A 14,575-nucleotide genomic window follows, 5' to 3' on the forward strand; every position below is an offset into this window, starting at 1 on the left:
GGACGGCCGCCTCGGCACGCGCGAAGTCGAAGTCCGGCACCTCCTGCGGCGACCGGTCGGCCAGCCCGATCGGGTCGGTCATCGCGGCGGCAGGTCCGGACCGGCGCCGAGACCGGGATCCCCGTGGACGTCGCCGGCCGAGCCGGGTGGCGTGATGATGACCGTGGCCTCCTGGCCGGGTGCCGCGCCGTTGGCCGCGACCCGGTCGCGGATCTCCTGCGGGATCTCGATCGGGGGGATCGTGGAGGGGTTGCGCTCCGGCGACCCGGTCCACGCCGGGCGGGCCGGTCGGCGACGCAGCGGCACGAAGACCTCGGCGACCTCCGCCTTGTCGAGGGTCTCCTTGTCGAGGAGGGCGAGCACGAGCGCGTCGAGGACGTCGCGGTTCTGCTCGAGGAGGTCGTAGGCCTCCTGGTGGGCCGTCGACAGCAGCCTCTTGGTCTCCTCGTCGATGACCGCGGCCACCTCTTCGGAGTAGTTGCGCTGGTGGCCCATGTCGCGACCCAGGAACGGCTGGGAGTTGTCCTCGCCGAGCTTGATGGCGCCGAGCCGCTCGCTCATGCCGTACTGGGTGACCATCGCTCGGGCGAGGTGCGTCGCCTTCTCGATGTCGTTGCCGGCCCCGCTGGTGATGTCGTGGAAGATCAGCGCCTCGGCGGCCATGCCGCCGAGCATGTAGGCGAGCTTGTCGAGCATCTCGCTGCGCGTCTGGCTGTACTTGTCCTCGTCGGGCAGCACCATCGTGTAGCCGAGGGCGCGACCTCGCGGCAGGATCGTGACCTTGTGCACCGGGTCGGTGCCGGGGAGCGCCGCAGCCACCAGGGCGTGGCCGCCCTCGTGGTAGGCCGTGATCAGCTTCTCCTTCTCGTTCATGAGGCGGGTACGGCGCTGGGGGCCCGCGATCACCCGGTCGATGGCCTCGTCGAGACTCTCGGCTGTGATCAGCTTCTCGTTCTGGCGGGCCGTGAGCAGCGCCGCCTCGTTGAGCACGTTGGCCAGGTCGGCGCCGGTGAAGCCAGGGGTCCGACGGGCGACGCTCAGCAGGTCGATGCCCTCGGCGATCGGCTTGCCGCGCGAGTGCACCTTGAGGACCTGGTGGCGGCCGTTGAGGTCGGGCGCGTCCACCTGGATCTGCCGGTCGAACCGGCCCGGGCGCAGCAGCGCGGGGTCCAGGACGTCAGGACGGTTGGTCGCGGCGATCAAGATGACGCCACCGCGGACGTCGAAGCCGTCCCTCTCGACCAGCAGCTGGTTGAGGGTCTGCTCGCGCTCATCGTGCCCACCGCCCATACCGGCGCCGCGGTGACGACCGACCGCGTCGATCTCGTCGATGAAGACGATGGCGGGCGCGTTCTCCTTCGCCTGCTCGAACAGGTCACGCACCCGGCTGGCGCCGACACCGACGAACATCTCGACGAAGTCGGACCCGGAGATCGAGTAGAACGGCACGCCTGCCTCGCCCGCGACCGCGCGGGCGAGCAGCGTCTTGCCGGTGCCGGGCGGGCCGTAGAGCAGGACGCCCTTGGGGATTTTGGCGCCGACGGCCTGGAACTTCGCGGGCTCCTGGAGGAACTCCTTGATCTCGCCCAGCTCTTCGATGGCCTCTTCACAGCCGGCGACGTCGGCGAACGTCGACTTGGGCATGTCCTTGGTGATGAGCTTGGCCTTGGACTTCGAGAACTGCATGATGCCTCGCCCGCCACCCTGGGCCTGGTTCATCAAGAAGATGAACAGGAGCACGATCAGCGCGAACGGCAGCAGCGTGTAGAGCAGCGAGCTGAGCACGCTGGGCTGGGGGAAGTCGGAGTCGTACTTCTCGATGCTCCCCTCGTCGAACTGCTTCTTGACCTCGGCGAGCAGTGCCGCCTGCTCGCCCTTGATGTAGTGGGCCGTGACCTTCTGGGTGCCGTCGCGGGTGTCGTCGTCGAGGGTCGCCTCGATCACCTGGTCACCGTCGATGAAGAGGATCTCCTTGACGTCCCCGTCCTCGATCCACGAGGTCAGCTCGGAGGTCGTGACCTCGTCGTAGCCGCCGTTGGGCGCGATGTACTGGATCGCCAGGAGGATGGTGAACATGGCCAGCACCATCCACAGCCACGGGCCCTTGAATATGCGCTTCACTTGGATCTTTCGCCAGGGGTGATCAGTCGTCTTGGTCGAACCGTCGTGCCGTTCGGCACCATTGTTTCAGGCGGGGTGAAGCGGAGGCCCCGGAGGAGGAGCTTCAGGAGTAGACGTGGGGGGCCAGGGTGCCGATGTCGCGGAGGTTGCGATACTTCTCGCGGTAGTCGAGGCCGTAGCCGACCACGAACTCGTTGGGGATGTCCCAGCCGACGTATTTCGGCTCCACGGGCATGCTCAGGGCCTCGGGCTTGCGGAGCAGCGTGGCGATCTCGACGCTGGCCGGACCGCGGCTGCCGAGGCTGTTGACCAGCCAGCTGAGGGTCAGCCCGGTGTCGATGATCTCGTCGACGATGAGGACGTGCCTACCGGTGATGTCGGTGTCGAGGTCCTTGAGGATGCGCACCACACCGCTCGACTTGGTGCCCGAGCCGTAGGAGCTGATCGCCATCCAGTCCATCTCGCAGTGTCCGGGTAGCGCGCGGGACAGGTCGGCCATCACCATGACGGCGCCGCGGAGGACGCCGACCATCAGGAGGTCCTGTCCTTCGTAGTCGGCGCCGATCTGCACCGCCATCTCCCCCAGTCGTTCCTGGATCTGGGCCTCGGTGAACAGGACGTTGACGAGGTCGTTCTCGAGATGGGCTGACTCCATGGCCGTCAGCCTAGGGGCACGCGGCCTTCTCCGTCGCCCGGGGAGGGGGCCGGTTCGAAGCCGAGCAGCGCGTCGCGGCGTACGGCGCGGAGGTGCCCGGGTAGGTCGATCCACTTCTGCCCGTGCCAGTCGGTGAGGAGCGCATCGACGGCCAGGACGTGCTCGTGGAACAGCTCCGAGGCGGGAGCACCGGCGAGGAGGGCGGCGGAGCGGATGACCCGGCGACGAAGGGCCGGGTGCTGCGGAGTCAGGAGAGGGATCGAGAGCCCGTGCGGGCCGGCGACCCGGGCGAGCACCTCGTCCGCGAGCTGGTCGAGGAGGGCCATGTCGTCGCGGAGCTGGTCGGCGGTGCGGGCCAGGGTGGTGGCGATCCCCGGGCCGAGCTCGTCCTCCAGCAGCGGCAGCACCCGTCGGCGTACGCGCACGCGGGTGAAGGCGGGGTCGGAGTTGTGCGGGTCCTGCCACACCGCCAGTCCCTCCACCTGGCAGGCGGTGACGGTGTCGTCACGGCGTACGTCGAGGAGCGGGCGCGCGAAGACGTCGAACTCGCGCCGCATCCCGGCCAGCGAGCGTCCGCCGGATCCGCGGGCGAGGCCGAGGAGCACCGTCTCGGCCTGGTCGTCGAGGGTGTGGCCGAGCAGGACGAGAGCGGCACCCAGCCGCTCCGCCACCTCCTCCAGCACCGCGTAGCGCGCCTGGCGGGCCGCGGCCTCGGGGCCGATCCCGGCGGCCTGGACCGAGACGGTCGCCGTGAGGGTCTCGTCCGCGCCCATCTCGGCCATCTGCGCGACCACCTCAACCGCCCGGGCTGCCGACCCCTCCTGCAGCCCGTGGTCGACGGTCACGCCGACGACCCGGAGCGCGCTCCTGCGGGACTCGTGGACCGCCGCCGACAACAGGGCGACCGAGTCGGCGCCCCCGCTGCAGGCCACCACGACGACGGCGCCCGCACCGAGGGGTTCGAGCACCGCCCGCACGCCTCGGCGCACGGCCGCGAGCGAGGGGTGCAGGGTCATAGGACGCGGGTGACCCAGGCGTCCGGGTCGCCGATCTCGGCCTTCGACGGCAGGTTCTCCGGCCCGGCCCAGACGGCGTTGAACTGGTCCATCCCGACCTTGCCGACGACGTGGTTCACAAAGGCGGCGCCGTCGCGGTACTGCGCCATCTTCGCGTCCAGGCCCAGCAGCCGGCGCAGGATGCGGTCGAGCGTGCCGATGCCCTTGCGCCGCTCGTCGAACGCGGCCCGGATGGACTCCACCGAGGGGATCACCGACGGACCGACGCCGTCCATGACCACGTCCGCGTGACCCTCGAGCAGCGACATCACCCCGGTGACCCGATCCATGATCTCGCGCTGCTCGGGCGTGCTCATCATGTCGACCAGGCTGCCGCCACCCCCGCGAACGGCCTCGGAGATGCGGCGCACGGCGTCCTCGGCGAGGTGCGAGGGCTCGATGCTGTCGGTCAGCGACATCATCTCGGCGAACAGGTGGTCGCGCATCCACGGCACCGCGGTGAACTGCACGCGGTGGGTCTCCTCGTGCAGGCAGACCCAGAGCCTGAAGTCGGTGGGGTCGGCGGAGAGCTCGCGCTCGACGTGGACGATGTTGGGGGCCACGAGCAGCAGCCGTCCGGAGGGGTCGTGGAACGGGTCGAACTGGCCGAGCACCTTGGTGCCGAGGAACCCGAGCAGCAGGCCCACCTCGGCGCCGGTCACGCGCGACCCGATCGCCAGTGAGAGGCCCGTGGGGACGCCCTTCTTGGCGGAGAGCTTCTCGATCAGGGGCTCGATGATCTTGGCGAAGCCGTCGGCGTTGGCCTGCACCCACCCGCGGCGGTCGACGACGAGCACCGGTGCGGTGTTGTCCTGGGCCACCAGGCCGGTGAAGTCGCGCACCAGGGCCGTGGACCTGTCCGCGCCAGCCCGCAGCTCGGCGACGGCGGCCGCCGCGTCCTCCCGGCTGACCTCGGGACCGTCCCCGGCCACCTTGGCGCCGAGGGTCACGGCGAAGTTCCAGTCGACCATTCCCGTCATGTCCGCCAACCTAAGGGTGTGGTCCCAATTCTCGACGCGCAGCGGGCCATGGATTGGGACCAGACCCTTCAGCCGGAGCCACAACGGCAGGCCGCCAGGTCGGCGGTCAGGCCGTCGAGGGCGGCCTCGACCTCCGACTCGAGGGCCTTGCCCGTCTGGTCGACCGCGAGCACGAAGACCATGTCCGTGCCGTCACGGCCGGCCACGACCCCGGCCAGCGAGCTCACCCCGCTCAGGGTGCCCGTCTTGGCTCGTACGTCGCCGAGCGCGCCCACGCCCGCAGAGGAGAACCTGCTGGCGAGCGACCCGGTGAAGCCGGCCACCGGCAGGCCCGTGATCAACGTCCGCAGCTCGGGTCGTTCGGGCCGGGCCGCCACCTGGAGCACCTGCACCAGGGTCCCCGGGGACAGCCGGTTGAACCGGGACAGACCCGAACCGTCGTGCACCACGTCCGTCCCGGTCTCGACGCCGAGTCCCTGGAGGGTGCTGATCACGCCGGCGGCGCCCCCCGTGAACGAGCCGTCACCGCTCACCGCGAGCCCGACATGGTGGGCGAGCACCTCGGCGGCCTCGTTGTCGCTGACGTCGAGCAGCCGCTCGACGATCTGCGACACGGGGGCGCTCTCGACGCTGGCCAGCTCGGCCGCGCCCGGGGCGGCCACGACCCGGGTCGGGGTGCCGACGACCTTCACACCGGCCTGCGCCAGCGCGCTCGCGAAGGTGGCTGCCGCGGTGAGCGAGGGGTCGTCGCTGCGGCCGAATCCCGTCGGGGAGGCGCCGCGGTCGACCCACAGGGCGGTGATCGGCGAGACGATGTCGTCAGGGACGTAGTCCGCGCGCCACATCGGGTTGTTGGTGGGTCCTGAGAAGAGGGAGTCGTCGTAGGCCACGCTCACCGGCTTGCGGCCTGTCAGCCGGGCCGCGACGGCTCGGGCCAGCGTGACGACGTCCGCCCGTGCCGGGTAGGTGCTCGCCCGCTCCTCGGGGGTGAGCGGCTTGCTGGACAGGTAGGGGTCCCCGCCACCGACCAGCACGATCTCCCGGGCGGCGGCCCCGCGCACGACGTGCGTCGTGAACCGCGTGTCCGGACCGAGGCCCGCGAGGGCTGCGGCGCTGGTCAGCAGCTTGGTCGTCGATGCCGGCAGGAACTGGTCGTCCTGGTGCGTCCAGATGGCGCCGTCGCCCCCGAGGTCGCCGACCGCCGCGACGACGTGCTTGCCCAGGGTCTTGTCGTGGAGCCCCCTGGCCAGGGCGGCCTCGACCGCGGCTGCACTCACGGGAGTCGGTGTCGTCGAGGTCGCCACCGGAAGCGGCCGCGACCAGGCAGGCAGCTCGAGCCCAGTCGGTGGGGCGACCGCAGCTGGGTCACTCGTCGCGTCGCCGTCGGACCAGCCCAGGTAGCGCGGTCCCCACTCGAATCGGTGCGCCGCGAAAGCGGCGGTCACCAGGGCCAACACGAGCACCATGGGCAGCCAGCGGGCCCACGGACCGGGGCCGGCAGGGTGGCGTCGGTCACGTCGCACGTGATTCCACCCCGCTCCTTTGGCCCTTTGCCGTCATTGTGCGCGACACTAGCGCCGACCGATCCACACGCCCTCAGGAGAGAACAGTGCCCGACGAGCAGGTAGCCGACGACGTCCGCGACGAGATCAGCGAGGCCGAGCTTCGCCCCTCGACGGACGGGCAGCTGCTCTTCGACGTACTCATCGAGATCCCGAAGGGCTCTCGCAACAAGTACGAGGTCGACCACAAGACGGGCCGGCTCCGGCTGGACCGGATGCTTTTCACGTCGACGGCCTACCCCGAGGACTACGGCTTCATCGAGAACACCCTCGGGCAGGACGGCGACCCGCTGGACGCGTTGGTCCTCCTGCAGGCCCCGACCTTCCCGGGCTGCCTCATCGAGTGCCGTGCCATCGGGATGTTCCGCATGACCGACGAGGCCGGCGGCGACGACAAGGTCCTGTGCGTCCCCTCCCACGACCCGCGCCTCGCTCACCTCAAGGACATCGAGGACGTCTCGAAGTTCGACCGGCTCGAGATCCAGCACTTCTTCGAGGTCTACAAGGACCTCGAGCCCGGCAAGTCCGTCGAGGGCGCCAACTGGGTCGGTCGCATGGAGGCCGAGGCCGAGGTCCGCGCCTCCTTCGCCCGGTTGAAGAGCACCGGCGGGCACTGACTCAACGGGTCAGCACCCGCTCGGTCCCCAGCAGGCCGAGCTTGTGCGGGTTGCGCACGATGTACGCCGCAGTGACGACGCCGTCCGCCACGGTGAAGGTCGCGACCGCCTCCAGCTCGCCGTCAAGCTCCAGCCGTAGCGCCGGCGCGCCGTTGACTATCACCACGTCGGCACTGCTCGAGGCGTCGTAGACGCCCGCGAGGAAGCGCAGCACCTTCTCCACGCCGAGGATCGGCCGCAACGCAGCTTGTTCTGCCCGCCTCCGTCGGTGATGAGCACGATGTCGGGCGCCAGCACGTCCATCAGGCTCTGCAGGTCTCCCGTCGCCGTGGCGATCATGAACCTCTCCAGCACCTCGCTGACCAGCCTCTGGGGGACCTTGTTCTCCTGCCGGCGCGCCTCGACGTGCGACCTGGCCCGGTGGGAGATCTGGCGAACAGCCGGCTCCGTCTTGTCGACGGCGACCGCGATCTCGACGTACGACACGTCGAACACCTCGCGCAGCACGAACACCGCCCGCTCGACCGGCGGGACGGTCTCGAGGACGAGCAGCATCGCGGTCGACACGCTGTCGGCCAGTTCCACGTCCTCGGCGACGTCGGGCGCCGTCAGCAGCGGCTCGGGCAGCCAGGGACCGACGTGCTCCCCACGCCGGCGCACGGAGGTCCGCATCCGGTTGAGCGAGAGCCGGGTGGTGATCCGCACGAGGTAGGCACGCTCGTCGAGCACCTCCTCGGTCACCTCGGTCACCTCGGCCCACCGCAGCCACACCTCCTGCAGCACGTCCTCGGCGTCGGCCGCCGAACCGAGCATCTCGTAGGCAACGGTGAACAACAGGTTGCGGTGGGAGACGAAGGCGTCCGTGCGGCTCACGACTGGGAGGGTACGGCGAGTGGCGCGAGCTCACAGCGGTCGGAGTAGCCCTGACTCGCCAGACCCATCGCGGAGTTGAAGCGCGAGCGCTGGTCCTCCACCGCGACCATCATGGCCAGCTCCACGACCGATTCGTGGCCCAGCGCCTCGTCGAGTCGCGAGACCATCTCGTGGGTCACCGTCGGCGGGGTGAGGGTCATCGCCTCGGCGTAGTCCATGACGTCACGCTCGAGGTCGGAGAAGACCTCCGAGTCGCGCCACCGGGGCACCTCGCGGATCTTGGCGAGGTCGAACCGGTCGTTGTGGGCCATGAAGTAGCCCGAAGTCGAGGCACCACGAGCAGCTGATCGTGGCGGCGCTGGCCGTCACGGCATACGTCTTGAGGTCCGGGTCCAGCGCCTTCCACGTGGCCACCTTGCCCTCGAAGCCGAAGATCGCCCTCAGCACGGGCTTGTTGTGCAGCAGGACGTGCGCGTTGTCAGGGACCTCGCCCCACATGCGCTGGGCGACCACGGTCATGACGCGGGCGTAGGCGCCGGTGGATGGAGCCTTCGGATGCGGAAGTTGCTGGGCATGTCATCTCCTCTGATCGGTTCGGTGCCATGAAGACACTGGCCGAGGCAGCTCTGTGACAGACCGCGGAGAAATTGCCTCTGGTCCCTACCCGTCGTAGGCGACGTGTGGGGTCCAGTCGGCATCAGGTCGCAGCGCCGCGTCGAACAGCGCCGCCGACACCGCCGGCGGGGCGAAGGCGCCCTCCTGGGCGAGGGAGCCGTTGACCTGGACAGCCACGGCGCGGATGCCGCGCTCGCGCAAGGTCGCGTCGAGGCTGGTGACGAGGTTGCGGACTGCGGCCTTCTGGACCCCGAGGCTGGGTGCGGCGGGCGACGGCTTGTCGGCCGCCATGCTGCCGGTGACGAGCACCCGTGAGCCGGGTGCCATCGCGTCGACCGCGGCCTGCACGGCCGGAAGCAGCGGCGCCACCCCCAGCGCGAGGTCCTCGAAGAGCTGCTCGACGGTGAGGTGCAGGACGTCGGCCTCCCGCCAGGCGCTCGGGTTGAAGTGGAGCACGTCGATGCGGCCGTGGCGCTCGACCACACCCCCGATCAGGGAGGTCACCGCGGCCGGGTCGGTCAGGTCGGCACCCACGCCCTCGGCCGTTGCGCCGGACTCGCGCAGGGTCGCGACCAGGGGCTCCATCTGCTCCGCCGTCTGCCCGACGAGGACGACGGCGTGCCCGGCATCAGCGAAGCGGCGGGCGGTGGCCAGTCCCAGGCCCGGGCCGGCGCCCAGGACAACGTACACGGGGGCGCTCATCCCAGCAGCTCCTCGCTGCGCAGCATCTCCGGCGGCACTCCGAAGGCATCGACGTAGTCGACGGCCAGGGGCCTGATCTTGCGGCACAGGTCGTTGACCTCCCGGCTGATCGCCTTCGAGCGGGACGTCGTCAGCCGGCCGTGCTCCATGAACCAGGCCCGATCGGCCTCGATCGTGCTCAGCGCGTGCAGGTCGCACAGCAGGCTCAGCGCGACCTTCTGGTCACCGTCGGGGAGCGTGCGCGTCTTCTCGATGAAGGCGTCCAGCACCATGCGCTCGACGTGCGCCCGCGCCGCCCCGATGACGTGGTCCTGCACGCGGGAGAAGACCTCTCCCGGGTTCATCCCCTGGTCGATGCCGCGCTTGAGTCGGCGGGCCACACCGCCGAGCATGTGCTCCTCTCGGAACCGGAGCATGGCGCGGTGGTAGTTCGAGTCGAGCAGGCCGGCCTCCTGGTCCCACTCGTCACCGCCCGGCAGCACGTCCTTGATCCGCTGGAAGAGCTTGTGTGCGCTGGTCCTCTCGAGCACGGTCTCGACGGCGAGGCCGGCGACGAACCTGACCATCCCGAACTGGTCCATGTCCTCGAACTCGCTCGAGTAGTCGGTCAGCAGGCCCTTGGCGACGAGCTGGAGCAACACGTGGTTGTCGCCCTCGAAGGTGGTGAAGACATCCGTGTCGGCCTTCAACGCCGTGAAGCGGTTGGCGCTGAGGTAGCCCGCGCCTCCGCAGGCCTCGCGGCACTCCTGGATCGTCCGGGTCGCGTGCCAGGTGCCGAGGACCTTCGTCCCGGCTGCTCGGGCTTCGAGGTGTCGTCGGGCCTGGTCGTCGTCGGTGAGCCCGCTGAAGACGTCGTGGAGTGCGCCTGCGACGTACTCCTGGGCGAAGTGCAACGCGTAGGTGCGTGCGAGCAGCGGGAACAGGCGCCGCTGGTGCATGCCGTAGTCGAGGAGCAGCTGTTCCTGGTCGGGGTCACTCGCCTCGAACTGCCGGCGACGTGCGGCATATTTCGTCGCGATCGTCAGCGCGACCTTGGAGGCGTTGATCCCGGCGCCGCCCACGCACACCCGGCCTTGGACCAAGGTGCCGAGCATGGTGAAGAAGCGGCGGTTCGCGTTGTCGATCGAGCTCTCGTAGACCCCGTCCTCGGTGACGTCGGCGAACTGGTTGAGCAGGTTGGCCCGCGGGACCCGCACGCCGTCGAACCAGATCCGCCCGTTGTCGACCCCGTTGAGGCCCATCTTGTGGCCGCAGTCCTCGATGCGGACGCCGGGCAGCACCTCACCGCCCGCCCTCAGGGGCACGACGAACGCGTGCACGCCCCGGCCCTCGCCGTCGATCTCGAGCTGGGCGAAGACGGCGGCGACGTCCGCGTGTGCGGCCGCGTTGCCGATGTAGTCCTTGCGGCTCGCGTCGTCGGGGGTGGTGATGACGAACTCCTGGGTTGCCACGTCGTACGTCGCAGTGGTCCCCAGCGCCTGGACGTTGGACCCGTGACCGCTCTCGGTCATGGCGAAGCAGCCCATCAGCTTGCCGGTGATCAGGTCTGCCAGGTAGGCGTCGTGGTGCGCCTTCGTGCCCAGCTGGAGGATCGCGCCGCCGAAGAGCCCGAACTGCACGCCGACCTTGACGAGCACGCTGAGGTCGCCGTAGGCGAGCGTCTCGAAGGCCGCGACCGAGGCGCCGATGTCGCCGCCGCCGCCGTACTCGGCCGGAAAGCCCATCCCGGTCTGTCCGGTGCTGGCCATCTCGACGACGACGTCGCGGACCCGGTCCCGGAACTCGGTCGTGGTCATCGTCTCCCCGTCGAGCAGGATCTGGCGGTGCTCGGCGAGGTTCTTGCGGACGAGGTCGCGCTCGTCGGCGTACTTCCCGTCGAGAAGCGCCCTCAGGGCCGGTACGTCGACGACGGGCTGCACGTAGCCCGGCCGCAGGTCCACCGGCTCGGCATAGGTCCTGGGGTCGACGGCGTCAGTCACGGGGTCAGTCACGGGGTCAGTCGTAGGCATGCCCCACAAGGTAGCCTCGCGCGCGTGAACCGTCCCGAGCCCGAGACCGATCTGGGACGGATGCGCTACAACTTCTCGATCGTCGGGGTGCAGAAGAGCGGCACCTCCACCCTGTCCGGGACGATCAGCCAGCACCGTCTCGTCTGCCGCCCTCCCCGCAAGGAGGCGCACTTCTTCAACGACGAGGAGTACGACTGGGCGAACCCCGACTACGAGCGCGACTACACGGCTCCGCGTCGCGCGAAGGTCCACACGATGGTGGGAGACTCGACCCCGGTCTACCTCTTCTGGCCCAACGCCCTCCAGCGCATGCGCGCCTACGATCCCGACCTGCCGCTCATCGCCGTCTTCCGCGACCCGATCGAGCGATTGTTCTCCCACTGGACGATGCTGCGCACGCGGCACCCCGACTGGCCGGACTGGCCGGTCTTCCTCACCGAGTTCCGCCCGACGTCCCTGCCGACGTCGGTGCCCACCGACGTGAAGCCGATGCGCTACAAGCACATGTCCGGCATCGCGCGTGGCTACTACGGCGCGCAGCTCGAGCGCGGGTTCTCGGTCTTCGACCGCTCGCAGTGGCTGCTGCTCGAGTTCCGCGCGATGCTCAACGACTTCGAGGCCTCCGTCGACCGGGCCACCGACCACCTCGGCCTGCCCCGCTTCGAGGAGCACCCGCCCCTGCGCAACCGCTACGCGGGGGCCGAGCTGGTGACCGGGACGGCTCCCACCGGCGCCGACCTGGCGTCCTTGGCCGAGCTGTACGCCGCAGACCTCGCGGTCTTCGACCGGCTCTCCGGCCTCGACACGGCCCGGTGGCCCACGACCCGGATCCTTGCCGGGACCCTGGATCCCGAGGAGCTCGCCGCGAAGCTGGCGACGAAGGTCGCGCCGCTGTCCGACTGACAGCTCACGTCGCTGGGCCGAGCACCTCGTCCAGGCGACTCGGCCAGTCCGCGTCGCCGAGGCCCGCGAAGACCAGCGCGTCGCGCCAGTCCGTGCGTGCGAGCTCCGAGGCTCGCTGGAACCCGTCCCAGTCGCCCGCCGCCCGGATCACCAGCGACGCCTGGACCCGCTCGGGGTCCTGCCCGCCGATCGCGTCGGAGGGGAGGTCGCAGAGCTCCGCGAGCACTCGGTCCCGGCACTCTTCGGGGAACGCGCTCGCGACCCACCGCGTGAGCCGCTGACTGATCTGCATCACCCTGTGGGTGCGACTCAGGGTCGGGCGAAGAAGTTCGGCGTCGACCAGGAGTACATCGACTCCTTCACGACCGGGCGACCGGTCCGCGGGGCGTGGATGATCTGCCCGTCGCCGACATAGAGGGCGACGTGGTAGATCGAGGACGACTTCGAGCTGGAGCCCCAGAAGACGAGGTCGCCGGGCACCAGGGACGCCGCGGTGATCGCCGTGGACCCGGTGTACTGCGCGACCGAGTAGTGCGGCAGTGTCTTGCCGCCCGCGGCCCATGCCCCGGCCGTCAGGCCCGAGCAGTCCCAGGCATCCGGACCGGACGCCCCCCACCTGTAGGGGTCGCCGATCTGGGCGGTGGCGAAGGCGATCGCGGCGGCGGCGTCACCGGTCGACGCGGGCGGCGTCGGCGTCGGGGTCGGCGTCGGGGTCGGCGTCGGGGTCGGCCTCGGGGTCGGGGTCGGGGTGGGCGTCGGGGTCGGGGTCTGCGTCGGCGTCCGGGTCGGCGTGGGAGCCGGCGCCTTCGTCGGAGTCGGAGTCGGGGTCGGCGTCGGCGTCGGGGCGGGGACCGGCTTCGGGGTCGGCGCCGCAGTCGGCTTGGGACTCGGCTTGGGAGTCGGGGTGGCCTCTGCCGCGGCCTCCTGAGCGGCCTTCTCGGCCGCTGCCTCAGCCGCTGCCTCAGCGGCAGCCTGGGCCGCTGCCTCAGCGGCAGCCTGCTCGGCGGCGCGGGCTGCGACCTCCTCGGCCTTCTTCTCCAACGCGGTCTGGCGCGCCTCCGCGAGCTCGTAGCTGGTGCCCTGGAGCTCGGCCAGCTCCTGGATGAGCTCGGTCCTGGTCCGGGCGACCTCCTCGGCCTGGGCGCCGGCCGACGCCTCCGCTTCGGCTGCCCCCTCACGGGCCCGGGCGGCCTGCTCCTCGAGCTCCTCCGCAGCTGCCAGGGCGGCTTCGGCTCGCTCGTCGGCCACGGTCGCCAGCGTGGCGGCGGCGCTGAAGGCGTCGTACTTGCTGTCGAGGATCTCCTCGGTGGCCTGCATGGTGGCGGAGGTGTCCAGGACGGACTCGATGCCGTCCGCCTCGACGACGGCCGCAAACCCGTGCAGGTCCGAGCTGAGCTGATAGCTGTCGAGCAGCGAGGCGGCGTACACCGACCGGCTCGAGTCGAGGTCCTCCGCAGCGGCGGTCGCCGTCTCGGTGGCCGCAGCCGCGGCGGCGCGGGCCTGGCCGGCCGCCCAGCGGGCACCGTTGTACGCCTCGGCGGCTTGGGCCGCGGACACGGCAGACGAGCGAACACGCTCGTTGGCGACGGCCAGCTCGGCGCGTACGGCGGACACGTCCCTGGCTGCCTCCTCCGCGGCTGCCCCCGCCGCGGCGACCTCTTGCTGGGACGGGACACCCTCGTCCGCGGATGCCACGGCGACCGTCCCGACCGCACCGCCGGCGACGGCCACGCTCAACGTCGCCGCCAAGATCCAATGGACTGACGATCGACGTGGCGCAGACGCAGACAGGGCTTGCACGGTGTTTCCCCTTGACAGTAGGCGGCCACCGGTGACTTCCCTTTCACCGGTGACACTCGAGGCACGCTAGTGCTCAGGAGTCCCAAAGGGAACAACTTTCCCAAAATTCACAAATGTTCACGGCGTGTCGACTTGCGAACTACAAGATTGTAATTCTCGAACCAGCCCGCATATTCCGTGCAGAGGTCAGTGAGCCACCTTTCGCCGCTTCGGTTCTAGGTAGTAGACCCGCCAGCCCCACCTGGGCGACGCGCCGACCGCGATGGCGGCCCTCGCGACGACCAGACCGGCACGAATCTCGGCCCAAAATCGGCGCTCCACCTCATAAGGCAACGGTGGTTTGACCATCACAACTCCTCACATCAGAGGTGTTGCATCACGAGCTCAAGCGTGGGCAGGGCTACCGCGGGTACAAGGCGTCGGTGGCCCAGGCCCGTGCCGACCGGGCTCGAGGCCAGCCACGGGACGCGAAGTTGGCCACGAACCTGCGGCTACGACGCGAGGTCGCGACCAGGCTGGCGAACCGGGACAGCCCAGAGCAGATCGCTGGCAGACTCAAGATCGACTTCCCCGACGACCCGGAGATGTGGCTCGTGCATGAAACGATCTATCAATCGCTCTACATCCAGGCCCGCGGGGGGCTCAAGCGGGAACTGACCACGCACCTGCGTACCGGCCGCTCG

The 14,575-nt window shown here is 70.1% G+C and carries 15 protein-coding genes and 1 pseudogene; 3 read left to right on the forward strand and 13 right to left on the reverse strand.

Annotated features, from left to right (window positions below; translation table 11 throughout):
* Window positions 1-78: 78 nt before the first annotated feature.
* The 5 genes from ftsH to dacB all read right to left on the reverse strand — a co-directional run bounded on the left by ftsH (window position 79) and on the right by dacB (window position 6,088).
* A complete protein-coding gene (gene ftsH / locus JWN68_RS05845; protein ID WP_366519755.1) occupies window positions 79-2,088 on the reverse strand; it encodes an ATP-dependent zinc metalloprotease FtsH in 2,010 nt (669 codons plus the stop codon).
* A gap of 136 nt (window positions 2,089-2,224) precedes the next feature.
* Window positions 2,225-2,776, reverse strand: a complete 552-nt coding sequence (gene hpt, locus JWN68_RS05850) for a hypoxanthine phosphoribosyltransferase (RefSeq protein ID WP_297736038.1) — start codon at window positions 2,774-2,776, stop codon at window positions 2,225-2,227.
* Between the two features lie 5 nt (window positions 2,777-2,781).
* Window positions 2,782-3,792: a tRNA lysidine(34) synthetase TilS gene (gene tilS / locus JWN68_RS05855; RefSeq protein WP_297736041.1), complete on the reverse strand. Its 1,011-nt coding sequence runs from the start codon at window positions 3,790-3,792 to the stop codon at window positions 2,782-2,784.
* Complete coding sequence (locus JWN68_RS05860) at window positions 3,789-4,811, reverse strand: zinc-dependent metalloprotease (protein ID WP_297736044.1); 1,023 nt, start codon at window positions 4,809-4,811, stop codon at window positions 3,789-3,791. Before JWN68_RS05860 ends, tilS begins: the two co-directional genes overlap by 4 nt.
* Window positions 4,812-4,879: 68 nt before the next feature.
* Window positions 4,880-6,088 (reverse strand): D-alanyl-D-alanine carboxypeptidase/D-alanyl-D-alanine-endopeptidase, encoded by a 1,209-nt coding sequence (gene dacB / locus JWN68_RS05865; protein WP_297736046.1) that lies wholly within the window; start codon window positions 6,086-6,088, stop codon window positions 4,880-4,882.
* 410 nt (window positions 6,089-6,498) lie between these two features.
* On the opposite strand from dacB, the gene JWN68_RS05870 reads away from it, so the two are divergent.
* Window positions 6,499-6,990 (forward strand): inorganic diphosphatase, encoded by a 492-nt coding sequence (locus tag JWN68_RS05870; RefSeq protein ID WP_297736067.1) that lies wholly within the window; start codon window positions 6,499-6,501, stop codon window positions 6,988-6,990.
* Window position 6,991: 1 nt separating this feature from the next.
* Here the strand turns inward: JWN68_RS05870 and JWN68_RS19245 are convergent, their stop codons facing one another.
* From JWN68_RS19245 to JWN68_RS05895, 6 genes are all read right to left on the reverse strand, one after another.
* On the reverse strand, window positions 6,992-7,156 hold the full coding sequence (locus JWN68_RS19245) for a hypothetical protein (protein ID WP_366519752.1): 165 nt from the start codon (window positions 7,154-7,156) through the stop codon (window positions 6,992-6,994).
* Window positions 7,150-7,863 carry a sigma-70 family RNA polymerase sigma factor gene (locus JWN68_RS05875; protein WP_366519753.1) on the reverse strand — a complete coding sequence of 238 codons (714 nt, stop codon included), beginning with the start codon at window positions 7,861-7,863 and terminating at the stop codon, window positions 7,150-7,152. The genes JWN68_RS19245 and JWN68_RS05875 overlap by 7 nt, the downstream gene beginning before the upstream one ends.
* Entirely contained in the window at window positions 7,860-8,174 is a 315-nt protein-coding gene (locus tag JWN68_RS05880) for a hypothetical protein (RefSeq protein ID WP_297736049.1), read from the reverse strand. Before JWN68_RS05880 ends, JWN68_RS05875 begins: the two co-directional genes overlap by 4 nt.
* Window positions 8,086-8,382 carry a hypothetical protein gene (locus JWN68_RS05885; protein WP_297736053.1) on the reverse strand — a complete coding sequence of 99 codons (297 nt, stop codon included), beginning with the start codon at window positions 8,380-8,382 and terminating at the stop codon, window positions 8,086-8,088. The genes JWN68_RS05880 and JWN68_RS05885 overlap by 89 nt, the downstream gene beginning before the upstream one ends.
* Before the next feature lie 141 nt (window positions 8,383-8,523).
* Window positions 8,524-9,180, reverse strand: coding sequence for an SDR family oxidoreductase (locus JWN68_RS05890; protein WP_297736056.1), 657 nt, complete (start codon window positions 9,178-9,180; stop codon window positions 8,524-8,526).
* Window positions 9,177-11,171 (reverse strand): acyl-CoA dehydrogenase family protein, encoded by a 1,995-nt coding sequence (locus JWN68_RS05895; RefSeq protein WP_366519754.1) that lies wholly within the window; start codon window positions 11,169-11,171, stop codon window positions 9,177-9,179. The genes JWN68_RS05890 and JWN68_RS05895 overlap by 4 nt, the downstream gene beginning before the upstream one ends.
* Before the next feature lie 42 nt (window positions 11,172-11,213).
* Here JWN68_RS05895 and JWN68_RS05900 point away from each other — a divergent pair, with 42 nt between their 5' ends.
* The gene (locus tag JWN68_RS05900) at window positions 11,214-12,092 is read left to right on the forward strand and encodes a sulfotransferase domain-containing protein (RefSeq protein ID WP_297736059.1); all 879 of its coding nucleotides are present in this window, start codon (window positions 11,214-11,216) and stop codon (window positions 12,090-12,092) included.
* Window positions 12,093-12,096: 4 nt separating this feature from the next.
* Here JWN68_RS05900 and JWN68_RS05905 read toward each other — a convergent pair whose 3' ends face one another.
* Window positions 12,097-12,384 carry a hypothetical protein gene (locus JWN68_RS05905; RefSeq protein ID WP_297736062.1) on the reverse strand — a complete coding sequence of 96 codons (288 nt, stop codon included), beginning with the start codon at window positions 12,382-12,384 and terminating at the stop codon, window positions 12,097-12,099.
* Between the two features lie 17 nt (window positions 12,385-12,401).
* Window positions 12,402-13,823, reverse strand: a complete 1,422-nt coding sequence (locus JWN68_RS05910; RefSeq protein ID WP_297736072.1) for a C40 family peptidase — start codon at window positions 13,821-13,823, stop codon at window positions 12,402-12,404.
* 524 nt (window positions 13,824-14,347) lie between these two features.
* Here JWN68_RS05910 and JWN68_RS05915 point away from each other — a divergent pair.
* Window positions 14,348-14,575, forward strand: a pseudogene (locus tag JWN68_RS05915) (IS30 family transposase); the annotation flags it as partial.

The sequence above is a fragment of the Nocardioides sp. genome, from assembly GCF_025964975.1.
Lineage (GTDB): Bacteria > Actinomycetota > Actinomycetes > Propionibacteriales > Nocardioidaceae > Nocardioides.